Annotated in this window: 22 protein-coding genes; 12 read left to right on the top strand and 10 right to left on the bottom strand. The window is 73.5% G+C overall.

All coding sequences use genetic code 11. The annotated features are described in order from the left end of the window. Nucleotides 1–26 precede the first annotated feature (26 nt). From ACZDYF_RS12645 to ACZDYF_RS12665, 5 genes are all read left to right on the top strand, one after another. On the top strand, nucleotides 27–794 hold the full coding sequence (locus tag ACZDYF_RS12645) for an SDR family NAD(P)-dependent oxidoreductase (RefSeq protein WP_475057251.1): 768 nt from the start codon (nucleotides 27–29) through the stop codon (nucleotides 792–794). Nucleotides 795–836: 42 nt separating this feature from the next. Further along, nucleotides 837–1,175, top strand: a complete 339-nt coding sequence (locus ACZDYF_RS12650; protein WP_191791872.1) for a nuclear transport factor 2 family protein — start codon at nucleotides 837–839, stop codon at nucleotides 1,173–1,175. Nucleotides 1,176–1,377: 202 nt separating this feature from the next. Further along, nucleotides 1,378–1,965: a hypothetical protein gene (locus tag ACZDYF_RS12655; protein ID WP_400274430.1), complete on the top strand. Its 588-nt coding sequence runs from the start codon at nucleotides 1,378–1,380 to the stop codon at nucleotides 1,963–1,965. Between the two features lie 7 nt (nucleotides 1,966–1,972). Further along, entirely contained in the window at nucleotides 1,973–3,193 is a 1,221-nt protein-coding gene (locus ACZDYF_RS12660; protein ID WP_475057255.1) for a sensor histidine kinase, read from the top strand. After that, entirely contained in the window at nucleotides 3,190–3,855 is a 666-nt protein-coding gene (locus ACZDYF_RS12665) for a response regulator (protein WP_475057258.1), read from the top strand. Before ACZDYF_RS12660 ends, ACZDYF_RS12665 begins: the two co-directional genes overlap by 4 nt. A gap of 66 nt (nucleotides 3,856–3,921) precedes the next feature. Here ACZDYF_RS12665 and ACZDYF_RS12670 read toward each other — a convergent pair whose 3' ends face one another. From ACZDYF_RS12670 to ACZDYF_RS12690, 5 genes are all read right to left on the bottom strand, one after another. Next, entirely contained in the window at nucleotides 3,922–5,001 is a 1,080-nt protein-coding gene (locus ACZDYF_RS12670; RefSeq protein WP_475057260.1) for a fatty acid desaturase family protein, read from the bottom strand. A 42-nt stretch (nucleotides 5,002–5,043) separates the two neighbouring features. Next, nucleotides 5,044–5,670 carry a hypothetical protein gene (locus ACZDYF_RS12675; protein ID WP_475057262.1) on the bottom strand — a complete coding sequence of 209 codons (627 nt, stop codon included), beginning with the start codon at nucleotides 5,668–5,670 and terminating at the stop codon, nucleotides 5,044–5,046. Between the two features lie 131 nt (nucleotides 5,671–5,801). Then, nucleotides 5,802–6,299: a DUF1269 domain-containing protein gene (locus tag ACZDYF_RS12680; protein ID WP_475057264.1), complete on the bottom strand. Its 498-nt coding sequence runs from the start codon at nucleotides 6,297–6,299 to the stop codon at nucleotides 5,802–5,804. 112 nt (nucleotides 6,300–6,411) lie between these two features. Next, a complete protein-coding gene (locus tag ACZDYF_RS12685; protein WP_475057266.1) occupies nucleotides 6,412–7,200 on the bottom strand; it encodes a cation diffusion facilitator family transporter in 789 nt (262 codons plus the stop codon). Further along, entirely contained in the window at nucleotides 7,197–7,529 is a 333-nt protein-coding gene (locus ACZDYF_RS12690) for an ArsR/SmtB family transcription factor (RefSeq protein WP_204807777.1), read from the bottom strand. The genes ACZDYF_RS12685 and ACZDYF_RS12690 overlap by 4 nt, the downstream gene beginning before the upstream one ends. Before the next feature lie 185 nt (nucleotides 7,530–7,714). Between ACZDYF_RS12690 and ACZDYF_RS12695 the strand changes: the two genes are divergently transcribed. The 3 genes from ACZDYF_RS12695 to ACZDYF_RS12705 all read left to right on the top strand — a co-directional run bounded on the left by ACZDYF_RS12695 (nucleotide 7,715) and on the right by ACZDYF_RS12705 (nucleotide 12,077). Continuing rightward, entirely contained in the window at nucleotides 7,715–8,122 is a 408-nt protein-coding gene (locus tag ACZDYF_RS12695; RefSeq protein ID WP_475057271.1) for a nuclear transport factor 2 family protein, read from the top strand. Continuing rightward, the gene (locus ACZDYF_RS12700; protein ID WP_475057274.1) at nucleotides 8,119–11,286 is read left to right on the top strand and encodes a non-ribosomal peptide synthetase; all 3,168 of its coding nucleotides are present in this window, start codon (nucleotides 8,119–8,121) and stop codon (nucleotides 11,284–11,286) included. The genes ACZDYF_RS12695 and ACZDYF_RS12700 overlap by 4 nt, the downstream gene beginning before the upstream one ends. Before the next feature lie 161 nt (nucleotides 11,287–11,447). Beyond that, nucleotides 11,448–12,077, top strand: coding sequence for an RNA polymerase sigma factor (locus ACZDYF_RS12705; protein ID WP_475057277.1), 630 nt, complete (start codon nucleotides 11,448–11,450; stop codon nucleotides 12,075–12,077). A 16-nt stretch (nucleotides 12,078–12,093) separates the two neighbouring features. Here the strand turns inward: ACZDYF_RS12705 and ACZDYF_RS12710 are convergent, their stop codons facing one another. From ACZDYF_RS12710 to ACZDYF_RS12725, 4 genes are read right to left on the bottom strand one after another with little or no spacing between them, the layout of a single operon-like run. Continuing rightward, the gene (locus ACZDYF_RS12710) at nucleotides 12,094–13,017 is read right to left on the bottom strand and encodes an SDR family NAD(P)-dependent oxidoreductase (RefSeq protein WP_475057279.1); all 924 of its coding nucleotides are present in this window, start codon (nucleotides 13,015–13,017) and stop codon (nucleotides 12,094–12,096) included. Next, on the bottom strand, nucleotides 13,014–14,342 hold the full coding sequence (locus tag ACZDYF_RS12715; RefSeq protein ID WP_475057284.1) for an enolase C-terminal domain-like protein: 1,329 nt from the start codon (nucleotides 14,340–14,342) through the stop codon (nucleotides 13,014–13,016). Before ACZDYF_RS12715 ends, ACZDYF_RS12710 begins: the two co-directional genes overlap by 4 nt. Then, the gene (locus ACZDYF_RS12720) at nucleotides 14,339–15,151 is read right to left on the bottom strand and encodes an SDR family NAD(P)-dependent oxidoreductase (RefSeq protein WP_475057286.1); all 813 of its coding nucleotides are present in this window, start codon (nucleotides 15,149–15,151) and stop codon (nucleotides 14,339–14,341) included. Before ACZDYF_RS12720 ends, ACZDYF_RS12715 begins: the two co-directional genes overlap by 4 nt. Beyond that, on the bottom strand, nucleotides 15,148–16,824 hold the full coding sequence (locus tag ACZDYF_RS12725) for a hypothetical protein (RefSeq protein ID WP_475057288.1): 1,677 nt from the start codon (nucleotides 16,822–16,824) through the stop codon (nucleotides 15,148–15,150). The genes ACZDYF_RS12720 and ACZDYF_RS12725 overlap by 4 nt, the downstream gene beginning before the upstream one ends. A 218-nt stretch (nucleotides 16,825–17,042) precedes the next feature. Between ACZDYF_RS12725 and ACZDYF_RS12730 the strand changes: the two genes are divergently transcribed. Then, complete coding sequence (locus ACZDYF_RS12730) at nucleotides 17,043–17,747, top strand: GntR family transcriptional regulator (protein ID WP_475057290.1); 705 nt, start codon at nucleotides 17,043–17,045, stop codon at nucleotides 17,745–17,747. Nucleotides 17,748–17,836: 89 nt separating this feature from the next. Here ACZDYF_RS12730 and ACZDYF_RS12735 read toward each other — a convergent pair whose 3' ends face one another. After that, nucleotides 17,837–18,553, bottom strand: a complete 717-nt coding sequence (locus tag ACZDYF_RS12735; RefSeq protein ID WP_475057292.1) for an HAD family hydrolase — start codon at nucleotides 18,551–18,553, stop codon at nucleotides 17,837–17,839. 284 nt (nucleotides 18,554–18,837) lie between these two features. Between ACZDYF_RS12735 and ACZDYF_RS12740 the strand changes: the two genes are divergently transcribed. From ACZDYF_RS12740 to ACZDYF_RS12750, 3 genes are all read left to right on the top strand, one after another. After that, nucleotides 18,838–19,890, top strand: a complete 1,053-nt coding sequence (locus ACZDYF_RS12740) for a GNAT family N-acetyltransferase (RefSeq protein WP_475057294.1) — start codon at nucleotides 18,838–18,840, stop codon at nucleotides 19,888–19,890. Between the two features lie 375 nt (nucleotides 19,891–20,265). Beyond that, nucleotides 20,266–22,521, top strand: coding sequence for a peptidase C14 (locus ACZDYF_RS12745; protein WP_475057296.1), 2,256 nt, complete (start codon nucleotides 20,266–20,268; stop codon nucleotides 22,519–22,521). 56 nt (nucleotides 22,522–22,577) lie between these two features. Beyond that, a complete protein-coding gene (locus ACZDYF_RS12750) occupies nucleotides 22,578–24,833 on the top strand; it encodes a peptidase C14 (protein WP_475057298.1) in 2,256 nt (751 codons plus the stop codon). The last annotated feature ends 159 nt before the right edge of the window (nucleotides 24,834–24,992 follow it).

Here is a 24,992-nt window from a genome sequence, read left to right on the forward strand (position 1 = left end):
CCGCAATTTGCTATAGCGTTCACGTCATGGCTCGACGACTTGCGCTGATCACGGGCGCCAGTTCCGGGATCGGTTCCGCGACCGCCCTCCAGCTCGCCCGTGACGGATACGACCTCTGGCTCACCTACGCCCACGACGAGCTCGGGGCCCGCACCACCGCGGACCTCGCGACCGAGCTGGGCGCGAGCTGCCACGTCTCACGCCTCGACCTGCGCGACGTCACGTCCGTCGACAGGCTCGTCACCCAGGTCACCCGACGCTGGGGCAGGCTCCACGTCCTGGTCAACAACGGCGGCATGTGTCCCTACCGCGCGCTCGACGACATCGAGCTCGACGAGTGGGACGCCGTCATGGAGACCAATGCGCGCGGCACCTTCGTCCTCTCGCGGGCCGCGCTCCCCCTCCTGCGGGCGGCCGCCGCCCCCGAGGGCGAGGAGCCGGTCGACCGCAGCATCGTCAACGTCGCCTCGATCGCGGGCCAGCAGGGCGCGCTCAAGACCGGCGTCCACTACGCCGCGAGCAAGGGCGCGCTCCTCGCGATCACGCGGAGCTTCGCGCGCCTCCTGGCCGCCGAGGGCATCCGCGCGAACGCGGTCACGCCCGGCCCGGTCACGAGCAACATCACGAACCAGCTCGACGACGCGGGCCGCGAGGCCCTCACGTCCTCGATCCCGCTGGGGAAGTTCGGCACGCCCGACGACGTCGCCTGGGTCATCGCGTCCCTCGCCTCCCCGCGGGCCGGGTTCGTCACGGGCGCCACGTACGACGTCAACGGCGGCGTCCGCATCGACTGACCGACCGGCCCGCACGACACTCCCCACGAGACGAGGACTCCCATGCCGCAGCACCCGACCGCCCACGCCGTGGTCACCGAGCAGGTCGACGCGTTCAACGCGCACGACCTCGAGCGATTCGTCGCGACCTACGCGCAGGACGTCGTGGTCGTCGGCGTGACACCCGAGCCGATCGTCGGCAAGGACGCGCTGCGCGCCTTCTACGGCCCCCGCCTTGCAACGGGCGATGTGCATTGCACAATCGACGCCTCCGTGGCGTACGGTGAGCGATGGGTGGTCGCACGCGAGATCGTGTCGACCTCGAACGGGTCGGGCGAGACCATCGCCACCTTCGAGGTCCAGGACGGCGTCATCACCCGGGCGAGCATGCTCAAGGCCTGACGCCCCCACGGACGCGGAGCCCGGTCGGTCACCCCCCTTGATCGACCGGGCTTCGCTCTGCCCGGACGCACCCTGCGCAGGCTGCGTCTCCACCCGGCCACGGCCGGGATCTCCACCCGGATCTCCACCCACGGGCCGTGTGCGGCCGAGCACCGACCGGGCAGGCTGACGACGTCGTCCCGCCTCGCCCCAGGAGCCCACCGTGAACCCCGAGAACCTCGAGCCCGCACTGATCGCCGTCGCCGTCCTCTGCTGGCTCGGCTACCGGCAGACGACCTGGCGTGCGGTCTCGGCGCGCATGTGGACGCTCCCCGCGGTCCTGGGTGCGGTCGGGCTGCTGGCGCTCTCGTCCGCGATCACCGTCCGACCGACCGCGCTCGACCTGGTCGTGGTCACGAGCGAGCTCGTGGTCTCGGTCGGCGTCGGCGCCCTGATCGGGATGATGACCTCGTTCCGGGCGATCGACGTGGCCGCCGCACCTGCCCCGGGGGTGGCGGCCCGCCGTCGGGCCCGCGCGGTCGCCGCGGGGGCGACGCTCGAGGCCCGCGCCGGCTGGGCGGCGCTGGCACTGTGGATCGCGCTCGTCGTCGCACGCCTCGTGACCGGCATCCTCGCGGGCGCCGCCGGCGCGCACCTCGCGGCCTCGGCCGGCGTGATCCTGCTGCTCCTCGCGGCCAACCGAGCCGCCCGTGTCCTGGTCGTGAGCGCACGGGCAGGGCGCGTCGAACGCGAGCACGGTGCGTCCGCCGCTCGGGGTGCCGGTCTGCGCACCCCCGCGCAGGTCGCATGATGGTCGGGTGAGCACGCCCACCCTCGCCGAGGACATCCCCGTGACGCCCCGTGGTGAGACCACCCTGCGGCAGCAGGTCCTCGCGGCCGACACCGGGCACAGCCGGACCGGGCAGATCCTGAACCTGGCCGGGGCCGCGGTGGTCGCCTACGTGCTCGTGACCCAGCTCGCGCGGCCCCCCGCTCAGCCCCTCCCCTCCCTCGTCCTGTGGCTGGGGCTGGCCGCGGTGACCGCCTGGGTCGTCCGTGTGCTCGTCCCGCTGCGGCGCGTCGGCGTCGTCACGGCGGCCGAGGTCGTGATGACGGTCTGCGGCGCGCTCGTCGTGGTGCCCACGGGCGGCCTCACGATCGCCCCCGCCTTCGCGGCCGTCGTCATGGCGATCGGCCGACCCGCCCGCCCCCTGGGCTACGGGATCGGGCTCGCCGCGACGGCCGTCGCACTCCAGGGAACGTTCCTGGTCGTCCGCGGCGACTTCCCCGCGGTGCTCGTGCTCGGGATGGTCGCGATCTTCGTGCTCGCAGCGACGCTCGGGTTCAGCCGTCGACAGTCGCGCCTCGCGACCGCCGGAGCCCAGCTCCTCGCGGCCGAGCGGCTCGTCGCCGCGCACGACCGCGTCCGCTCCGCAGCCCTCGAGGAGCGCGCCCGGATCGCTCGCGACATCCACGACGTCCTGGCGCACAGCCTGGGCGGGCTCGTCGTCCAGCTCGACGCGATCGAGGCGCTGCTCGAGGTGGGGGACGTGGCCGGGGCGACGTCCCGCGTCGCGGCCGGACGACGGCTGGCCGCGACGGGCCTGCGGGAGGCGCGTTCCGTCGTCAGCACCCTCGCACCCCTCGCACGTCCCGAGGACGACCTCGCCGCGCTCCTCGCCGACCACCGAGAGCTCGGCGGCACGGTGAGCCTGGTCGAGTCGGGCGATCCTCGCACCCTCGACGAGCGCCAGTCGGCCGCGCTCCGCCGGGCGCTGCAGGAGGGGCTCAGCAACGCGCGCAAGCACGCCCCCGGGATGCCGGTCCGGGCGACGATCGTCTGGGACGATGCTCGCGTGCTCCTCACGCTCACCACTCCCCGCGCGCCGGGCCCCCACCCCTCCCTCGCCGGGACGGGGGCCGGTCACGGACTGGCAGGGATGCGCGCCCGGGTCGCCGCCCTCCCGCTCGGCGGTGACGTCCACGTCGACGACGGCGCCGAGACGTTCACCGTCACGGTCGCCGTGTCCCTGCGATGACCGGCGAACGCATCCGGCTCCTGGTCGTCGACGACCAGGCGATCGTGCGGGACGGCCTCGTGACGGTCCTGTCCCTCGTCCCCGACTTCGAGGTGGTCGGCGAGGCCTCCGACGGCGGGCAGGCCGTGCGGCTCGCCGCGACCCTGCACCCCGACGTGATCCTCATGGACCTGCGCATGCCGGGGGTCGACGGGGTCGAGGCCACGACCCGGATCCTCGCCGAGCACCCGGCCACCGCCGTGCTCGTCCTGACGACCCATGCCGACGACGCGTCGATCCTCGGCGCGCTGCGCGCAGGGGCCCGCGGCTACCTCACCAAGGACGCCGGACGGGCCGAGGTCGCGCACGCGATCCGCACGGTCGCGCTCGGTCAGACGCTCCTGGCGCCCGCGGTCAGCGACGTGCTCGTCGGGTCGCTGACCGGGCGGCATGTGGGGACCGTCTCCGCCCCGTCCGCCTCGCTGCCGCTGTCCCGGCGGTTCCCCGCCCTGACCGCCCGGGAGCGCGAGGTCCTGGAGCTGGTGGGGCAGGGGTTGAGCAACACCGAGATCGCCGAGCGGCTCGTCGTCGGCATGACGACCGTCAAGACCCACATCAACGCGATCTTCGCGAAGCTCGGGGTACGCGACCGGGCGCAGGCGATCACGCTCGTCCGCTCGTAGCACGGGGCGTCCCCGGCGCCCCGCACGATGACGGCCCCGGCGTCCGGGGCGCGACGAGGAGGCGCACTACCTCCCCAGCGACGCCGCGAGCGGGCACGTGAACGGCTCCTGCGCCCGCAGGCCCACGCGGTTGAGGTAGCGCACGACGATCCCGTACGACCGGAACAGCCCCACCTCGGTGTAGGGCACCCCCACGTCCTCGCAGTAGGAGTGCACGATCGGTCGCACCTTCTTGAGGTTGGGCCGCGGCATGCTCGGGAAGAGGTGGTGCTCGATCTGGTAGTTGAGGCCCCCCATGACCGCATCGACCGCGTACCCGCCGCGCACGTTGCGCGACATGAGGACCTGGCGCCGCAGGAAGTCCAGCGTCATGTCCGGGGGCACGATCGGCATTCCTTTGTGGTTCGGGGCGAAGGACCCGCCGAGCAGCACCCCGAACACGGCGAGCTGCACCCCCAGGAAGGCCGCGGCCTTCCCCGGAGGCAGGAGCAGCGCGAGCACCCCCACGTACACGGCGAGCCTTCCGAGCACCAGGGGCGCCTCGACCCCACGGTGGGGCACCGATCCCCTGCGCAGCACGGTCCGCACGCTCGCGACGTGCAGGTTCAGGCCTTCGAGAGTCAGCAGGGGGAAGAAGAACCACCCCTGGTGGTGGGCGAACCACGACCGCCACCCCGTCCTCGCCGCCAGGGCCGCAGGGGTGAACGCGATGACGCCGGGCGAGATGTCGGGGTCCTGGCCCTCCTGGTTGGGGGCCGAGTGGTGCTGCTCGTGCTTGGTCCGCCACCAGCCGTAGCTCAGGCCCACGAACCCGCCCGCGAGCACGCGGGCCGTCCAGTCGTTCCAGGCCCTGGACCGGAAGATCTGCCGGTGCGCGCTGTCGTGCCCCAGGAACGCGATCTGCGTCACGACCACGGCCATCGCGGCCGCCAGGACGAGCTGCCACCACGAGTTCCCGACGAACGCGACCGCGACCCAGATCCCCCCGAAGGCCAGCACCGCGAGGACGAGCCGCGTCCAGTAGTACCCGTAGCGGCGGCGGAGCAGGCCCGTCTCCCGGACGAGCCGGGCCAGCGCCGAGTACTCGTTCGTCACCCGGCGGGCGGCTGGTCGCGCTCTGGGGGGATCGTTCGGCACGGTGTCCATGGGGTCCTCATCACTCGACGGCCGCTCGACGACCGCTGTCGGTCACTCGAAGCGGATCTGCTCCGCCTCGACGACGACGGCGGCGGCGCGCCGGTCCTCCTCCTTCTGCAGCTCCGCGATCTCGGCCGCCAGGCGGTCGTGCTCGGCGACGAGGTCCCGGCCGAGGTCGCGCAGGGTCGGCGCGATCTCGTGCGCGAGGCCTCCTCTCAGCGCTGCGAGACTCGTGTGCTCGATGAGCAGCCGACGGTCCGAGACCCTCAGCTCGACGTCCTCGAAGCCGGCGTCCGCGAGGCGATGCCGGAGGGCGTCTGCCTCGATCACGTCCTGCTCCTCGCGGGTGACCCGCCGGGAGAAGACCGCCGGGACGGTGTACGTGACGGGCTCGTGAGGCGTGCCGATCTCGGGGGGCAGCGCCGTCGCCAGGACGCCGGTCAGCCACAAGGCGTCGGGCGGCCGCGCGGTCTCCTGGTCGGAGGCCGGCGGGTGGTGGGCGACGTGCCCGCGCTCGTGCCCGCCCTCGTTGTCCCAGTCCCGTGTCGCGTCGGCCTCGTCGGCCGGGGCGACCTCCTCGACAGGGCTCCACGCGGCCGCACCGGGCAGCTCCGCGAGCACGCCCCGTCCCCCGCTGCGGAGGGTTCCAGCCGGTCCGTGCGTGTCGTTTCCGGACATGCTTCGACGCTACGCCCGATCCGGCAGCGCGCCGGGCGCGCCGACGTGCAGGTTGCGTGTGGGTCGGACCCACGACGACGGCCCCGGTCCGCGAAGGACCGGGGCCGTACGTCTCGCGGGTGGGGAGGTCCTCAGACCGCGTCGTCGAAGGCCGCGCGGAGCTTGGCCTCCTCGTCGGCCGACAGGTTCGTCTGGATGAGCTCGCCGTGGATGCCCTGCGCCTTGAGGGCCTCGTGCACGCGGTCCATGACCGCACCGGACGTCATGACGAACAGCGCCGACGTTCCCGGCGTCACCTTGGACCGCACCGAGTCGATGAAGTCGTCGTCGATGCCCACGTCGGTCAGCGACCCCGCGAGCGCCCCAGACGCCGCGCCGATCGCGACGCCGATGAGCGGGATGAAGAAGATGATCCCGAACAGCAGGCCCCAGAACGCGCCGCCCAGCGCTCCGATGCCCGTCGTGTTGTTCGACTGGTGCGTCTTGGGCTTCTTCTTCCCCTCCTCCCACGACACGATCGCCGCGTCCTGCACCTGGATGAGCTCCTGCTTCTGCAGCGCCAGCAGGGCGTCCTCCGCCTGCTGCGCGCCCTCGGGAGTCTCGAACTTCCACACGGTCAGTGTTGCCACCACAGCCTCGTTCCGTCGTTGGTACTCGCAGGACGCCGTCCGGTCCGGGCGGGTCCTCCTCGACCGTAGGTCGGGTCGTCCGGGGCCGCCATCGGAGCCGTCTCAGCCGGGCTCAGTCGGGACAGCAGGTGCAGCCGTCCGCGGCGGTCGCTGCGCCGTCCGGGCGAGCGACCGTGCCCGACGGCGCAGCCTCCCCGCTCTGGTGGCGTGCGCCCGGCGCGTGGTGCGCCGCGGCGACGTCGGTGTGCAGGCCGGCGACCGGCGAGCAGCACGCGTCCCCGCGCCAGGCCTCGACGCCCTCCTTGATCGCGACGGCCGCGATGACGAGGGCCGCGACCGGGTCGGCCCACGTCCAGCCCAGCGTGGTGTTGAGCAGCAGCCCCACGAGCAGCACAGCCGAGAGGTAGGTGCACAGCAGCGTCTGGCGCGAGTCCGCGACGGCCGAGGCCGAGCCCAGCTCACGGCCCGTGCGACGCTCGAACCAGGACAGGAACGGCATGATCGCGAGGCTCACGGCCGCGAGCACGATCCCGACGGTCGAGTGGTCGGGCTCGGAGGCCCCCAGGAGCGTGCGCACCGCGTCGACGCTCACGAAGACCGCGAGGCCGAAGAACGACACCGCGATGAGGCGCATCGCGGTCCGCTCGCGGCGGTGCGGGTCGGGGGCCGTGAACTGCCACGCCACGGCTGCGGCGGACAGCACCTCGACCACCGAGTCGAGGCCGAACCCGACGAGCGCGGCCGATGACGCGATGCGCCCGGCGGTGATCGCGACGACCGCCTCGACCACGTTGTAGGCGATCGTCGCCGAGACGGTCCAGCGCACGCGGCGCTCGAGGAGGGCCCTGCGGGCGGGCGCGAGGCCTGCGGGCGGCCGAGGACCGATCGACACCGAGGTCATGAGCACGTGCACCCGTCGGGCGAGCAGCACGTCGGGTCGACCGTGACCACGAGGCGGAGCAGGTCGTCGAGCGCGGGTGCGAGGTGGCTGTCGGCCAGGCGGTACCAGGTGCGGCGACCGTCGGGGATCGCCTCGACGAGCCCGCAGCCGCGCAGGCACGCGAGCTGGTTGGACATGACCTGGCGGGAGACGCCGAGCGCGTCTGCGAGGTCCGAGGGGTAGGCGGGCGCCTCGCGCAGCGTGAGCAGGATGCGCGCGCGGGTCTCGTCGGACAGCGCGTGCCCGAGGCGCGCGAGCGCTGCCGTGTGCGTGAGGGTGACGGTCTCCACGCGTCGGACAGTACACGGGATCCTGAATCCAGAGAAGCAGGTACTACGCGCTGGGCAGCGGGGCGGTGATGGCAGGTGGCGGCAGGTGACGAGCGTTTCCGTGCGAACCCCGCCCGCACTGCCGGACATCCACCAGGACGAGGGACACCTCGTACCCGTCCGTCCACCGAGCAGGGAGCCAGCTGATGGCAGCGACCCAGAACCGAGAGATCCTCGACGAGGTCTACCGCGCGTTCAACCGCGGCGACGTCGACCGACTGAAAGAGCTCTTCGCCGACGACATGACCATGGTGATACCGGGGGGGACCCAGATCTCGGGCACCTTCCGCGGCCACGACCAGGTCTTCGGCGCCTTCGCGCAGATGGCGACGATCACCGGCGGCACGTCGCACGCCGCCGTCGAGCGCGTGCTGGTCGACGACGCCGGCGGGGTCGTGATCGCCGTCGACTCGGCGCGGCGGGAGGGCGAGGAGGTGCGCGCGCGGTTCGCGGACGTCTACCGCATCGAGCAGGGACGTGTGGCCGAGCTCCGCCCCTTCCCCGAGGACCCGATCGCGATGGACCACTTCTGGCGACGAGGGGGCCGGTCATGACGACGAGCCAGCGCGAGCCGCGCCCTGCGCTGACCGACCCCACCGGCCGACCCTCTGCGACAAGCGGTCCGGTCCTCGAGCAGGTCCGCAACGCCTCGTCCGTCCCCCATGCCTTCGACGCCGTTGCCGACACCTGGCCGAACCGCACGGCCGTCGAGTGGGACACGGGCCGCTGGACCTATCGGGACCTGCAGGAAGCCTCCCGGCAGGTCGAGCGCCGGCTCCGGTCCGCAGGCGTCTCGCCCGGTGCGGCCGTCGCCGTGCTCGGAGACCGGTCCGCGGAGACCTGCGCCGCGATGCTCGGCATCCTGCGGGCAGGGGCCGCCTACGTGCCGGTCGACGCGAACGTGCCCGCCGTGCGCGTCCGCGCGATGCTCGACACCGCGGGCGTGACCCTCGCGGTCCGCCCGGCCGGGAGCCGGGCAGCCGCCCCCGAGGGGGTCGACGTCGTGGACCTCGCGCCGAACCTCACCGGGGCGGACCGCGCACCGGACCGCGCTGCACCGGACCGAACCGGGCAACCGGCCGACGGGCTCGCGGCGGACGCCGCCGGCGGCGAGGTCCGGTCCGACCTCGACCGGACCGCGTACGTGATGTTCACGTCCGGCTCGACGGGGACGCCCAAGGCCGTGGCCGTACGCCAGCGCGGCGTCCTGCGCCTGGCGACCGACAACGGCTTCCTCGTCCTCGACCCCGCGAACCGCTTCATGCACGCGGCCTCGCTGTCGTTCGACTCGTCGACGCTCGAGATCTGGCCGACCCTCCTCTCGGGGGCGTGCCTCGTGATCGTCGACCAGTCGCTCCTCCTCGCTCCTGTCGCGCTGCGCGACACGCTCCGGGCCGCGCAGATCGACTCGGTCTTCTTCACGACGGGCGTCTTTCATCACGTCGCCCGGTCCTGCCCCGAGGTCTTCGACGGCCTGCTCTACGCGATCGCGGGCGGCGAGGTCCTCAACCCGGCCCTCGCCGCGCGCGCCGTGGGACGGGCCCAGCACGTCGTCAACGGCTACGGGCCGACGGAGACGACCGTCGTGGCCGTGGCCCACGTCCTCGGCGAGGCCGACGAGGGGCCCGTGCCGATCGGCACCCCGCTCCCCTACGTCTCGGTCGCCGTCCTGGCCCCGGACGGCTCCCCGGTCGCCCCGGGCGAGGACGGCGAGCTGCACGTCGCCGGGGACGGCCTCGCGGCCGGGTACCTGGGCGACCCGGAGGAGACCGCCCGACGCTTCGTGCACCTGAGCGTCGACGGCGCTCCTCCGGTCAGGTACTACCGGACCGGCGACCAGGTCCGGCGGGACGAGGACGGTCTCCTGGCGTTCCGCGGACGGCTCGACGACCAGGTCAAGGTCCGCGGTCACCGCATCGAGCTCACCGAGGTCGAGGGGGCTCTCTCGGCGGTCGAGGGCATCGGGGAGGCCGCCGTCGTGGCCGTCGAGGACGGGACGAGCCGGGTCCTGGTCGCCTTCTGCACTCCCGCGAGGCCCGACGCGCCTGTCCCCGACCTCGCGTCGGTCCGCCGCGCGCTCGCCGCTTCCCTGCCCGACTACATGCTCCCGGCGACGGTCGTGCCCGCCGAGGCCCTCCCGTTCACCACGAACGGCAAGGTCGACCGACGCGCCCTCGCCGACCGGGCGTCGGCCGCCGCGACCCGCCCCGCGACGGAGGACCCGACGGCCGCTGCACGGGACGCCCGCGAGGCCGTCGAGCGCGCCTGGCGCGAGACCCTCGCGCTCGACGTCGTCGACCCGGACGGCGACTTCTTCGCACTGGGCGGCAACTCGCTCATGGCGGCGCAGCTCATCGCGCGCGTCCAGTCGTCGCTGTCGCTCGACGGCGCCCACGGCCACGACCTGATCCGCGGCCTGCTGTCGGACCCGCGCCCTGCGGCCTTCGCCGCTGTCGTCGACGAGATCCGGGTGCGCCCGACCGGCGATCCGGCTACCGACGGCACGGACCGGTGGCGCCCCGACGTCCGCCTGCTCTCCCGACCGGCCCCGGTCGACCGAGCCCCTCGGTCCGAGCCGCCCGCAGAGGTGCTGCTCACGGGCGCGACGGGGTTCTTCGGTTCCGCGCTGCTGCGAGAGCTCGTCGACCGCACGGGCGTCACGGTCCGCTGCCTGGTCCGCGCTGCCGACGAGGACGCCGCCATGGCTCGCGTGCTCGCGGCACAGCGCAGGTACGGCCACGGTCTGCTCGACACCGACCGGGTCGTCGCCGTGCCCGGGGACCTCACGGCCCACCGCCTCGGGCTGGACGACGTGGCGTGGGAGACGCTCGCCGCACGCACCGACCTGATCTACCACTCGGGCGCCCACGTGAACTTCGTCTACCCGTACGAGTGGCTGCGGCGGACGAACGTCGACGGCACGCGCAGCCTGGTCGAGCTGGCCGAGGCCGGCGGTGGCGTCCCGCTGCACTACGTCTCGACCATCGCCGTGCTGGCGGGCTCGGGCTCGGCGGCCGTCCGGCACGTCACCGAGGACACCCCGCTCGACCACGTCGAACGGCTGTCGATGGGCTACCCGGAGAGCAAGTGGGTGGCCGAGCAGATCCTGCGCGCGGCGTCGGCACGTGGACTGCCGGTCGTTGTCCACCGGCCCTACGAGATCACGGGCAGCACCGTGGACGGCCACTGGAACACCGAGGCCGCGATCTGCGCGTTCTTCAAGGCGATCGTCGAGATGGGACGGGCTCCGGACGTCGACCTGCCGCTGGACTTCGTGCCGGTCGACCACCTGGCCCAGGCCGTGGTGCACCTCGCGCAGTCCCGGCCCGCGGAGGGGCAGACGTACCACCTCACGAACCCGCGGTACGCGCTGCTGGGGCTCATGGTCGAGCGGCTGCGGGCGCACGGCCACCCGATCGACGTCGTCGACTACGACACCTGGCTGCACGACCTCTCGGAGTTCTGCAGGTCACACCCGGAGCACCCGATCGTGTCGTTCCTGCCGATCTTCACGAACATCGCGACGTCGAGCACGCTCACGGTCAAGGAGCTCTACTTCGAGGGGACGTTCCCTCGGTTCGGTCGGGAGCGGGCGGACGAGCACCTCGCCGGGAGCGGGATCGTCTGCCCGCCGGTGGACGCGGAGATGCTCGACTCGTACATCCGGTGGTTCCACTCCGTCGGGTACATCGACCGGCCCCGGGTGGGTGCCCGCTGACCGCGTCCGATGCATCGAGGAGGCGGCCCCGGGGAACGACGCTGCCCGGGGCCGCTTCCTCTCGCCCGCGCGGGGCCCGCGGGTGACGATGGTCCGAGGGGTGCCACCGTGCGGGCAGGGGCGGAGCGGTACCCGCAGGCGGGCAGCACCAGGGGGCAGTGATGCGTGAGCAGTCGTCGGTGTTCGACGAGGGGTCCGTGGCCGAGGTGGACCTCTGGAGCCGGGTCCAGGAGGGTGACGAGCAGGCGTTCGCGGTCGTCTACCGGCGCTACTCGCGGCGTGTCCACGGCCTGTGCCGCGCGCTGCTGATGTCGGGCGGCCTGCGGGACGACGTCGCGGGGCGGTGCGAGGACCTGACCTCGGGCGTGTTCCTGGCGGCGTGGCGCCGACGTCGGGAGATGGTCGTCCGTGACTCGGTGCTCCCGTGGCTCCTCGCGACCGCGGCCAACCTCTGCTCGAACGAGCAGCGGGCCGCTCGGCGGCACCGCTGGCTGGTCGCCCGCGTCGCGCAGATGCACGGGCGGGCCGCGTCGGCGGCGGACGGTGCCGAGGAGAGCGTGCTCGCTGCGAGCCTCGCGGGTCGTGCCCGCCGCGAGATCGCGGCACTTCCCTCCGCGCTGCGCGAGGTGGCCGACCTCTGCATCCTGCACGACGTCACGACGCGTGACGCGGCCGCGTTCCTCGAGCTCCCCGAGGGCACGGTCAAGTCGAGGCTGCACCGCGCGCGGCGCCACCTGGGCCGGGCGGTCCTCGACCGCGAGGTCCGTCCCGGCGGGCAGCCCAGCCGGTAGCGCCCGGGGACCGGTCTCAGTCGAGCCCGTACCGCGCGTCGAGCCGGGCGTCGTGCGGCAGCGTCCCGAACGACGCGGTCCACGCGCCGTCGGCCGCGATCGACTGGCCGGAGACGTACGACGACTCGTCCGAGAGCAGGAACGCGACCACGGCCGCGATCTCGGCCGACTCGGCGATGCGGCCGAGCGGCGGGCCCTCGGCGAGCCCGCGCTCCTCCGCCTCGGGGTCGACGGCGTTCGCTATCTGCGCGTCGAGGTGCGGCGTGCGGACCCCGCCCGGTGCGACCGTGTTGGCCCGGATGCCGTACCGCCCGTACGTGACGGCGACGCTGCGTGCGAGGGCGTCGATCCCGCCCTTGGTCAGCTCGTAGGCCGCGTGGTCGACGAACGAGGACCGCCCGTGGATCGACCCGACGTTCACGATCGACCCGCCGCTCACCTGGTCGGTGAACGCCTCGACCGCGGCGGCGGCCCCCCAGAGGTAGCCCAGGCCGTTGATCTCGACGATGTCGCGCGCCGTGCGCTCGATCTCCGCGGCGCGCGCGGGGTCGCCGAGCGCGTGCAGCGGCGTGGTCCGGGTGATACCCGCGTTGTTGACCCAGCCCGCGAGCGGCGCGAGGGCCCGGGCGACGCGCGCGGCCTCGCGGTGCGACTCACGGTCGCGCGAGTCGGCGAGCACGACGGCCGCGCAGACGCCCTCCTCGACGGTCCCCGAGCCGGCGCTCCGTTCGAGCCCGACGACGGCCCAGCCGTCCGCGGTCAGCCGCGCCGCGATGGCACGGCCGATGCCCTTGCCGCTCCCGGTCACCACGACGCTGCGGGTCGCGGCTGGTCCTGGCACGGAGGCCTGTCCGGTCGGGTTCTGGGCGGACACCGGTCCTCGCTCGTCGTCGTGCCCGACGGCGGAGCCCGCCCGGGGCGTGCTGGTCGGGTCGGTCATCGGTCCTCCTGGTCGCCGAGCATGCGGTTGTCGTCGGTCGAGCATGCGGTTGGCGTCGTCCCGGGGCCCGTTTCGGACGCCAACCGCATGCTCGGCAGCGAGGGGGCGGGCTCGAACGTGAAGTACGTGGGCGAGAGGGTGAAGCCCAGGCCGGGGACCTCGGGCGGCAGCGCCGTGCCGGCCGAGAACTCGGGGCCGCCCTCGACGAGCAGCGGTGCCGGGTCGTAGGGGTTGCCCTGCGGCGAGCGCTCGAACGTCTCGACCCCGATCCCCTGGGCGCCACCGAGGTGCACGCTGACCTCGGGGTACACGTGGCTCGACGTCACGAGCCCCGCGTCCTGCCACGACCGGACCAGGGGGTCGGCCGCCGTGAGGCCGCCGATCCCGACCACGTCCACGCGCGCCACGTCGAGCGCGCCGAGCGCAGCGAGCCGCGCGAAGACCTCGGGGTCCGTGACCTCGTCGCCGATCGCGAGCGCCAGCCCGGTGACCTCGCGGATGCGCGCGGCCCCCGCGGCGTCCTCGGGCAGCACGGGGTCCTCGAGCCAGGCGAGCGCGGGCGGTTCCCCGGCCGGTGACGGAGCACCGATCCCCCACGCGTCGAGGTCCGCGAGCGCCTCGTCCGCGTCGCGCCAACCGAAGCCCACGTCCACGACGACACCGCTGCGACCGGCCTCGGCCTCGCGGCCCGTCACCCCGGGCAGCTCGGCGCGCAGGATCGCGAGCAGGTCGCGCATGAGGTCGCGGTCGGGGGATCGGGAGATCTTGAGCAGCGGCCAGCCCTCGCGGGCACGGTCGAGCACCTCGTCGGCGACGGCGCGGGCCGTGCGTCCGGGGGTCGGGTAGGCCGCGACCAGGATCGCCGGGCGGGCCGAGGGCGCGACCGGGCCGGACTCCAGGAGGCGCCACACCGGGACGCCCGCGACCTTGCCCGCGACGTCCCACAGCGCGACGTCGACCAGGCCGATCGCCCGGCGGACCAGGCCCACGCGCCCCACGATCGCCGAGCCGCGCAGCGCGGCGTCCCACGCCGCCCGCACCCCCGCGGCCGGGTCGTCGACCGGGAGGTCGCGGCCCACGACGTGCGGTGCGACGAGGCGCTCGACGATCTCCGCCATGGGCGCCTCGCGCGTCAGGGCGTAGGAGACGCCCGTGATCTCGGTGCCGCCCGGCAGCACCGCACGGACCTGGACGCCCACGTACTCGCGGCGCGTGACCGTCATGGCCCCGAGCTGCAGGGGCTGCGGCAGGGCGACCACGGTCGTCGACGTGCGGACCTCGGTGATGCGCGCGAGCCCGCCCGGGCTCGTGGCTCGGCTCGTCATTCCGGCTTCTTCGCGAGCGGGACGCCGTAGTCGACGATGAACCCGCCGTCGACGTAGAGGGTCTGGCCGATCACGTACCGCGACTGGTCGGACACGAGCCAGCTCACGGCGTTCGCGATCTCCGAGGCGTCGGCGAGGCGGCCCGCGGGGATGCGCGCGAGGATCGTCTCCTCCTTGAGCGTCCCGGCCGCGACGCCCTGGCGGAAGACGCCCGTGTCGATGTACCCGGGCGCGACCGCGTTGACCCGCACCCCGCGCGCGGCCCACTCGGCCCCCGCGGTCGAGGTCAGGCCGATCACGGCCGCCTTGGTCGTCGAGTACGGGGCCCGGCCCGCGGAGCCGCGCGCCGAGACCGACGAGATGTTGACGATCGCGCCGCGGCACGCAGCGAGCATGTGCCGCCCCGCAGCCTGGAGGCAGGTGAAGACGCCGTGCAGGTTGACGTCGACCACGGCCTTCCACTCGTCCCAGCTCAGGTCCTCGATACCGCGGTGACGCTGGATCCCGGCGTTGTTGACCAGGACGTCGATGCTGCCCGTCGCGGCGGCGACCGCGTCGAACGCCGCCCCCACGGCCGCGTGGTCCGTGACGTCGAGGGGCATCCAGACCAGGCTCGGCTCGGCGGGCAGGGCCGCGAGGTCGAGCGCGGGCAGGTCGTGCTGGACGACGTCCGCGCACACCACACGGTGGCCGTCGGCCGCGAGCCGCTCGGCGATCTGTCGGCCGATGCCGGCCGCGCCGCCCGTGACGATCGCGGTGCGGAGCGGGGCGCCCGTGGGTGTGCCGGTCGGGGTGGTCGTGGTGCTCACTGGTCCTCCGTGGAAGTCTGCGCGGGTGCCGGCGTCGCCGCCGTCAAGGTGTCGATGAGGTGGTTCGCGTGCTGCTCGAGCCGTGCGAGCGAGCCGGGCGCGAGCGGCGACTGCCACGCCTGGTAGGCGCCCCGCACGTACGCCTGGTCGGTCGGCAGGTACACGAAGCCCGGGCCGTTGGTCAGGTTCGCGACCACGACCGGACGGTCGCCCGCGTGCTCGCGGACAGTGCGCTGGAAGCGCGAGTAGGCCTCGCCCGGGTGCGCGACGAGGAACCCGTCCCCGATCTGCCACACCCACGTGGGGTGCTCGACGGTCGGGCCGGTCACGTAGCCGTCGCGCAGGTTGCGCGCGCGACGCAGCCGCTCGTCGCGGCTGCGCGGGTCGATGTCGGCCCACTCGGCCTCCATCTGCGCGAGGCTCGGCAGGTCCCGCAGCTCCAGCACGACGACGTCGCTCACCGCGCGCAGCACGCGTGAGCCCTCGACGGGGCGCGGCTCCCACACGCCCAGCGGCGCTCCGGACTGCACGACGTGCGTGAGTTCGAGAGCCGTGCCGGGCGGCGGCAGCTCGGCGAGCGCCGCGAGGACCGCGTGCCCCAGCGAGGTGCCGTGCCGGTCGGCGACCGCCAGGTCCCCCGTGTACTGCTCGCGCGGGGCCAGCTCGCCCGAGGCGCCCTGGAAGAACGCGACGGGGGCCCCGGTCGACTCCTCGACGAGGTTGCGCATCGCGCCCACGTAGTCCGGGGAGACCAGGGTGTTCTGCCACGCGAGCGTCGTGGGGTGGCACGCATAGTTGACGATGGTCGCGAGAGGCGTCGTGGTCGGCAGGGGCTCTCCGGTGGGCCCGGGCTCGACCCGGCTGAGGCGGCCGATCACGACGGTGTCGTCGACGGCGGCCCGCGGAACCGTCGGGTTGAAGCCGATCACGGGGAGCCCGAAGTCCTCGGTCACGTCCACCGGGGCGCCGGGACCGGCGGACGCCGTGGCACCGGACGCGTCGGGTGCCGTGACGACGGGTTCGCCGTGCGACCCGCCCGCGCCGAGGATCAGCTCGCGGTCGGCCGCGAGCGAGCAGCGCCCGGTCGTCCACTCGAGCGTCGCGGGGGCGAGCGAGGCGACGGCCTCGCGGCCCGCGTCGACGGCCTGCGCCGCGAGGTGCTCGAGGTAGGCGGGGACGAGCTCGCCACCTTCGAGGTCGGCGTCGTGGCTGCACAGCACCGGGCCCGCGTGCGTGTGGGACAACGAGACGAGCAGCCGCTCGGGCGCCAGGCCGAGGCCCGCGAGGACCGCGTCCCGGACGCCGCGCTCGTCGTCGACGCGGCGCCACCACGTGGCGTCCACGGTGATCATCACGAGAGGTTCGGCGTGGGGAACATCGGGGTGCTCAGGGGAAGCAGGGGGCTCGGGGTGAGCGGCGCCGTCGGGCGTGCTGACCTGCCCGGGGCGCGCGGCGCCGTCGGGCGTGGGGCGCGACGACGCGCTGCCGGGCGTCTCCTGCCCGAGGGCGATCGCGGTGAGGGTCATCGCGCGGTGCGTGCCCTGCGAGGCGTTCCAGTCGGCGGGCCCCCAGTTGCGGGCGCGGATGCCCACGGGCGGCGTGACGTCTCGGCGGGCGACGCCCGCCAGTCCGCGGAAACCAGGCACCTTCACCTGGTCGTGCAGGGACACCATGGATCCTCCTCGAGCCTGTGCGTCAACCCTCGAATGCTATAGCATGTAGGGAGGGGGCAAGCCGTCCGGTGGCCCTTCGCCTCGATGGTGGCACGACGGTGCGCCCCGCACAGCCCTCGCCCCGGCACGCACCGCGGGCGGGCAGCCGGGCCCAGTTCGCCGACCGCTATCCTTCGGGGCACCTCCCGGATCGGACCGCAGAACACTACGGAGAACCCATGGCGCTCAAGAGCGTGCCCGACCTGAACGTCGCCGACCGCGTGACCGTCGAGCTGCGAGAGGCGATCTTCAGCGGCGACCTCGCGCCCGGGTCGCGCCTCGTCGAGCGCAAGCTCGCCGAACGCCTCGGCACGAGCCACATCCCCGTGCGCGAGGCCCTGACCCGCCTCACCGAGGAAGGGCTCGTCGAACGCCTCCCCCACCGGGGCGCCCGCGTCGCCGCGCTCACGAGCCGCGACCTCGAGGAGATCTCGAGCTTGCGCACGCTCCTGGAGCAGTTCGTCGTCGTGCGCGTCCAGGCCGAGTGGGACGCCAAGACCGAGGCCCGCCTGCGCAAGACCGTGCAGCAGATGGTCGACGCCGCCGAGCGCGGCAGCTCGGCGCGCGTGTTCGAGCTCGACCGCCGCTTCCACGAGCAGCTCTGGGAGCTCGCCGACCACCGCATGCTCATGACCATCACGTCCCAGCTCCGCTCCCGGATCACGGGCTTCCTGCGCGCAGCGAACGTCGCGCTGGACCCCGAGGCCCGCGTCGCGCACGCCGAGACGCACAACCTCATCATCGACGCGATCGCGAGCGGCGACCCCGAGCGGGCGCGGGCCGTCATGGCCGAGCACATCGGCGAGGCCGCGGCACGGCTCGAGAGCCACACCGAGGACGGCGACGTCGCCGAGGAACCCACGGAGGAGGGCGGCGGCGCCTGACCGGGGCGCGGCGCCGCGACCGTCGCGCCGTCGCTCGCGTCGAGCGTGCAGTTCGGGTCGTCACGAACCCGGCCCTGACAGCCCGAAAGTCACACTCGGCGCGCCTCGCGGGACACGTCGAGGAGCGCGTCGAGCACCTCGACCGTCGAGCCGCGCACGACGTCGGGCGCCCACTCCTCGGTCCAGGCGCGGCCGTGCGCGACCCACCCGGTCCGCAGGCCCGCATCCCGCCCCCCGGCGACGTCCGCCACCGGGTGGTCGCCGACCATCCACGCGCGCCCCGCACCGGCGACACCCTGCCCAGCGGGAACTCCCGGGGCACCCGCCACCGCGAGCGCCGCCTCGAAGATTCGCCGGTCGGGCTTCGCGAAGCCCGCCTCCTCCGAGATCACGACCCCCGGCACGAGGTCCGCGAGGCCGGTCCGGTCGAGCTTGGCCCGCTGCTGGTCGACCGTCCCGTTCGTCACGACGACGACGGGAATCCCCGCCGAGCGCAGCGCGTCGAGACGCGCGGGCACGCCCGGGTACGGCGCGACCCAGGGAAGGTGCTCGAACAGCAGACGCTCGACCAGGTGCGGAACGTCGTCGGGCAGGTGGAACCGCGCGCACATCCGCTCGGCGAGCACGGCCCGGGGCGTGTAGCCGTCGCCGTCGGCCTCGACGAGCCACGCGGCGGCGGCGGAGCCGAGCCTGCGGTCGCTCGCGAAGGCCGAGGCCCAGGCCGCGAAGGCCCCGGCCCGGTCGACGAGGGTGTTGTCGAGGTCGACGAGCACCGCCCCGGGGACGGTGCGGCGATGGTCGACCATGCGGAAGGCGCTCCTCGAACATGCGGTGGGCGTCGGAATCGGGGCGAATCACGACCGTAGCCATCATGGTCGGCAGTGGGAAGGGGGACGGTCGAGGGATGGACACTTCGTGCGAGGTCCAGCCCGACCTCGCACGTGCTTCGTTGCCGTGCATCGTTCACTCGAGAACGTGGATGCGAGACTATTCTTGCTATAGCAAACCGTCAAGGCGAAACCGCCGACCGCCCCGCGCACACGCCTCACCTGCACCGACGCGCCCCGCTCACCGCTCACCGAGGAGCCCCATGGACTTCCGCACCGCGAATCCCGCCGACGTCCCGTCGCTGTACGCGCTGTGGGCCGCCGCGTTCGACGCGCCCCTCATGGTCCCGGTCTACGAGACCGACGAGGGCCGGCTCGACCGCACGGTCGTCGCCGTCCTCCCGGCCGTGACCGCGGCCGAGGACCGCGTCGTCGCCTCGGTCTACTGGGCCCCCCGCACGCTCATGGGCCTCTCCGGCCCCGACGGAGCGCCCACCACGCTCACCGTGGGCGGCGTCGCGAACGTCGCCTCGGCCCCGGACCTGCGCGGCCGCGGCCTCGTGCGCCTCACGCTCGCCGAGGCCGTCGTGCACATGGCCGCCGCAGGGATGGATGCCTCGCTGCTGTTCACGGGCACCCCGGGCGTCTACCGCCCGAGCGGCTGGGAGACCTTCGAGGTCCCCGTCACCCGCGGCCCCCTCCTGCCCGACGGCGCCGCTCGCCCCGAGCAGCCCGGCTCGGCCGGGATCTTCGCTCGCCACGAGCAGCCGCCCCGCGCGAACTCCCCCGTCCCCACGACGTTCCCCGCCTGGGGTGCCGACCTCCCGTGGCAGGACCTCGCACGCCTCCACGACGCGTTCCACGCCTCCCCGCTGACCACGCGCCGCACGGCCGAGCACTGGCAGCGCCGGATCCCCCTCTGGTACTCGTCGGCCGAGCTCCTCACGGCCCGGCGACCCGACGGGTCGATCGTGGGCTACCTGGTCGTGGAGGTCGAGGGCGAGGTGCTGCGCGTGCGGGAGCTCGCCGTCGGGCCTGATGCGCCCGCGCGGCGCCAGGCGCTCGGCGTGCTCGCGCTCGCTGCACGTTCGCTGGCCCGCGAGCACGGGGCGACCCACGCCGAGGTGCGCCTGCCGCGCATCCCTGCCACGGCGGTGCTCACCGACGCGCTGCTGACGCCGGGCGGACGCGAGACGACGCCCGACGTGACCGGGATGCTGCGCCCGGTCCGGCGCTCGACGGCGGAGAGCGACGCCCTGCGCGCCGCGACGGGCGGCCCCGCGGCGGGCTTCCACTGGCCCGGCGACTACCTGTGAGAGGCTCCCGCGCCACGCCCTCCAGCCGTACGGGCCGTCGCCGAGATGCGGCCAACCGGGGCCTGCGGGCGCCGTGAACCCCCGTTGGCCGCATCTCGATGCTCTCGCCCCGGCGGACCTGGCGAGTCGTCACCAACCTCTTGACATTGCTATAGCACCGGCCTAATCTCCGGGAAATGCCCGGTTCATCCGGACGCAACGAAGCGCATCCATCCTGCTGTCGCGGCCTGCCGCACACAGCCTGAACCGTCCATCTCGCCCCGTCCCTCGGTGACCGCAGCCCCGGCCCGCCGGACTCCACCCGCACGCCCGTTGCCGCGCGTCGGCCACGCCTGAACGGACCCGTCTCATCGACCTGTCCGAAGGGTGACCCACGTGAAGACCCCCCTGACTGCCCGCGACAGCGCGGCAGCCCCCGACCTCTCCCCCGACCCCACGTCCCCCACCGCCCCCTCGCGCCGCAGCCTGCTCCGCGTCGCGGGCATGGGCGCGCTGACCGCGACCGCGTTCGCGCTCTCCACGGGCCTCGCCCCCTCGGCGCTCGCCGCGCCGCTGGGTCTGAGCAAGGACGAGCCCGACGACGAGGTCCTCGTCGCGTCGTCCGTCGCCCAGCTCGTGGGCTGGCGCGCGAAGAAGATCGACGACGGGACCGTCGTCCAGCTCCTCGGCCACGCCACGCCGGGCGACGGCGCCGCACGCCTCGTCCGCTACGACGCGAAGAGCGAGGCAACCCCCAACGGCGGCACCGTCCTGGCCCCCCAGGACGCCGCGGGCAAGGGAAGGTGGCACACGCTCCACACGGGCACCGCGGACTTCCGCTGGTTCGGGCTGTTCGGGAAGGACACCCCCGCCGACGACGCGCTCGACGCCCTCGTCGACGACCCGACCGTGAGCCGCATCGAGGCACACTCCGACCTCAACTTCGTGCGCCGCCACCGGTTCACGCGCTCGCACCTCGAGCTCGACTTCGGCGCCCGGACGATCACGACCGAGGGCATCGAGCGCAACGCACACGACAACCCGTTCGGCGCCGTCATGTTCTTCCAGGGCACCGTGACGGACGTGGCCCAGCAGCGCACGCTCGCCGAGACCATGCCCGACCAGCGCGACGTGTTCGAGGTCGCGGACTCGTCCGCGTTCGCGGTCGGCGACTGGTGGACCGTGCAGGTCGATCCCCGGCCGGGCGGCGGGCGCGACGAGCGCGAGCTCCAGCGGCTCGTGCAGGTCACCGAGGTCGTCGACGCGGCGCACGTGCGCGTCGACTACCGCAACGGCTGGGAGCTCGCCCCGGGCCGCGTGCTCGAGTGGCGCAAGGTCGTGCCCGTCGAGCAGGTCCACGTGCGGAACATGACGTTCGTCGGGGCCGGGCCATACGACGGCCCGCTCGACGGCGAGCTGCCCGACGACCGCGAGTACACCGGCTCGCACCCGGTCGCCTACGAGTTCGCGGTGCGCTGCGACGTGTCGGACGTGCACGGCTCCAGGACGTGGTGGCCCGTCATCATGCGCCGCTGGAACACGTTCTTCGCGACCGAACGCTGCTCGGTCGCGAACCCGCCGACGGTCTTCTATGGCGGCGCGGGCTACCTCACGCAGCAGATCTACTGCCTGTACGGGCGGATCGCGGACTGCCGCTCGCACAACGCCCGCCACCTCAACGACCTCACGGCCTCGGCCTACTGCCTCGTCGAGAACTGCCACGGCGACGGCGACGACCAGGGCGGCAACCCCTTCACGACGCACGGCCAGTACGAGCACGACCTCGTGTTCCAGGGCAACAGCGGCCTCATGGACATCGCCAACTCGGGGGCGCAGTGGGGCATCAGCGCCAAGCGCATCACGGTCAAGGGGCACGTGGCCTCGTGGTTCACGGTGAGCACCAAGATCACGGACCTGACGCTGGAGGACGTGCACGTGGTCGCGCGCTCGACGTTCGACCAGCAGGGCAGCCTCACGGTCAACGCCGACGGCGTGCAGATGCGCGGGTGCACCGCGTCGTTCTTCGCGGTCGCGCAGCGGTCGAACCTCTCGAAGCGGCCCAACGTCATCGAGGACTGCCACTTCTCGCTGCCGGTCGCCAGCGTGCTGCACCAGACCCCGGTCGCCAACCCGGTCCACTTCGTCCGGACGAGCTTCACCGGGTTCGACGGCACGATCCTGCGCGGCGCGGGCCCGGTCACGTTCACCGACTGCACGTTCGTGGGCTCGACCGACGAGGCCTCCCCCGCGGCCCCCGCGCTCGTCGGGTCGGCCGACGTCACGATCAGCGGCGGGACCCTGACGGGGACCGGCATCCAGCTCAACGCGGTCCGCGACCAGCGGCTCACGGTCCGTGGGGCGACGGTCTCCGGCACGACGACCGCGGGCGCCCTGGTCTCGCGGGCACCTGGCCCCGGGACGGTCCAGGTGGACCTGCGAGGCGCCACGCTCGCGGCGAGCGGGACCACCGCCCACGTCGCCCTCGCGGGCACCGACGCGCTGACCGCGGTCGGCACGCGCCTGCGCGGCGGCCGGTACGACCTGGCCCCGGCCACGCGCGTGCTCCAGTCCGGCTGCGTCGAGCAGGGCGTCGACCGCACCGGCTTCCCCGAGGGCGACCACGTCCTCGTCACCGACTCGCTCGCGCTGTGAACAGCACGAGCTCCCCCTGCCCACCCGGAAGAACCCCTGATGAAAGGCCCCTGCAGATGACGAACCTCATCACGTCCGGACAGACCCCCGACGAGCCGGCGACGACGCCGACCTCGCCCCGCCAGGCCCCCACGGTCGAGGCCCCCTCGCGCCGCAACCTGCTGCGCGTCGCCGGGATCGGCGGCCTCGTGGCCGCCGGCGCCCTGATGGGCACGCACTCGGCCGCAGCCGCCACGCCCGCTGCCGCTGCGCCGTCGGGCGTGCTGCCCCTGAAGAAGGACGAGCCCGACGACGAGGTCCTCGTCGCGTCGTCCGTCGCCCAGCTCGTGGGCTGGCGCGCGAAGAAGATCGACGACGGGACCGTCGTCCAGCTCCTCGGCCACGCCACGCCGGGCGACGGCGCCGCACGCCTCGTCCGCTACGACGCGAAGAGCGAGGCGGCGGCCAACGGCGGCACCGTCCTGGCCCCCCAGGACGCCGCGGGCAAGGGAAGGTGGCACACGCTCCACACGGGCACCGCGGACTTCCGCTGGTTCGGGCTGTTCGGGAAGGACACCCCGGCCGACGACGCGCTCGACGCGCTCGTCGACGACCCGACCGTGAGCCGCATCGAGGCGCACTCCGACCTCAACTTCGTGCGCCGCCACCGGTTCACGCGCTCGCACCTCGAGCTCGACTTCGGCGGGCACACCATGACGACCGAAGGCATCGAGAAGGCCGGGCAGGACGACCCGTTCGCGGCCGTCCTGTTCTTCCGCGGCACCGTGACCGACGACGTCCGCACCCACAAGCTCACGGCCGTCATGCCCGAGCTGCGCGACGACTTCGAGGTCGCCGACTCCTCGCAGTACGCCGTGGGCGAGTGGTACGCGCTCGAGGTCAACGCGCTCGCCGGCAAGTGGGAGCGCGAGCTGCAGCTCCAGGTCCAGGTCACGCAGATCGTCGACGCGACGCACGTGCGCGTCAACTACCTCAACGGCTGGGAGCTCGCCGCGGGGCGCACGCTCACGTGGACCAAGGTCGAGCCCGTGCAGCAGGTGCACGTGCGCAACCTGTCGTTCGTGGGCGTCGCGGGCGGCGACCAGTACACGGGGTCGCACCCGCTCGCGTTCGAGTACGCGGTGAGCTGCGACGTCGAGAACGTGCACGGGGCCGCGACGTTCTGGCCCCTGGTGATGCGCCGCTGGTCGACGTACTTCACGACGACGCGCTGCTCGCTCGCCAACCCGGCCTCGATCACGTGGGGCGGCGCGGGCTACCTCACGCAGCAGATCTACTGCCTGTACGGGCACGTGTCCGACTGCCACACCTCGAACTGCCGCCACCTCAACGACTGGACGGCCTCGGCGTACGGCCTCGTGGAGAACTGCCACGGCGACGGCGACGACCAGGGCCCGTTCGTCACGCACGGCCAGTACGAGCACGACCTGACGTACGTCGGGAACTCGGGGCTCATGACGTTCGCCAACTCGGGCGCGGCGTGGGGCTCGTCGGCCAAGCGCATCACGGTCAGCAAGCACGTGTGCTCGTGGTTCGTCGCGCGCGTCAAGGTCACCGACCTGACGCTCGAGGACGTCCAGGTCATTCGCAAGGAGGGCCTCGCGGGCTCGGGCATGCTGTGGGTCAACGCCGACGGCGTCCAGCTGCGCGGCTGCCAGGCCGACGACACCCTGATCGTGTCGCAGGCGTCGAGCCGCTCGAAGCGCCCCAACGTCATCGAGGGCTCCCGCTTCAACGTCCTGCCGGGGACGCCGATCACGCAGGCCAACGTGACCAACCCCGTGCACCTGGTCCGCACGACCTTGAACGGGCTGGAGGGTGCGTCGTTCGCGGGCTCGGGCCCGGTGGTCCTGGACCAGTGCACGCTCGAGGCGGCCGAGGGCAAGGGCACCGTGACGGCGTCGGGAGACCTGACGATCCGTGGCGGCGTGGTGCGCAACGTCGCGGTCGTCGCGGCGGGCACCGCGGAGCAGACCGTGCGTGTCGGCGACGGGGCGCGGCTCGAGGGCTCGCCTACGGGTGGCACGTTCCTGAGCCGGGCGAAGGCTGACAAGCCCGTCACCTGGAACCTGGACGGTGCACGATCGGTGGCCGCGTCGGGCGACACTGGTCACGTGAAGCTAGACACAGGTATCAATCGCTGGTCGGCCGTGGGGTCCACCTTCACCGGTGGCCGCCTCCAGCTCGCCGACGGCGCGTTCGGCGCCGGCTCCTACCTCCTGCACACCGGCAACGTCGAGTCCGGCGTGCAGCGCGTCGCTATCCCGGCCGACGGCCCGACGGTCTCGACGGCAGGCACGCTCATCCTCTGACGAGCGAAGCCGAGCCTCGACCACGGGGTTGAGGTCGTCAACCGTGATGTGACGACCTCAACCCCGTTCTCGGCACCGGCCGAAGATAACGACTCGGTCGCAAGTTGACCTGACGGGCTGTCAGGGCGCAGGATCATCTGTCATAGTTGCTATAGCAAA

Source organism: Oerskovia sp. PE-21s, assembly GCF_056158145.1.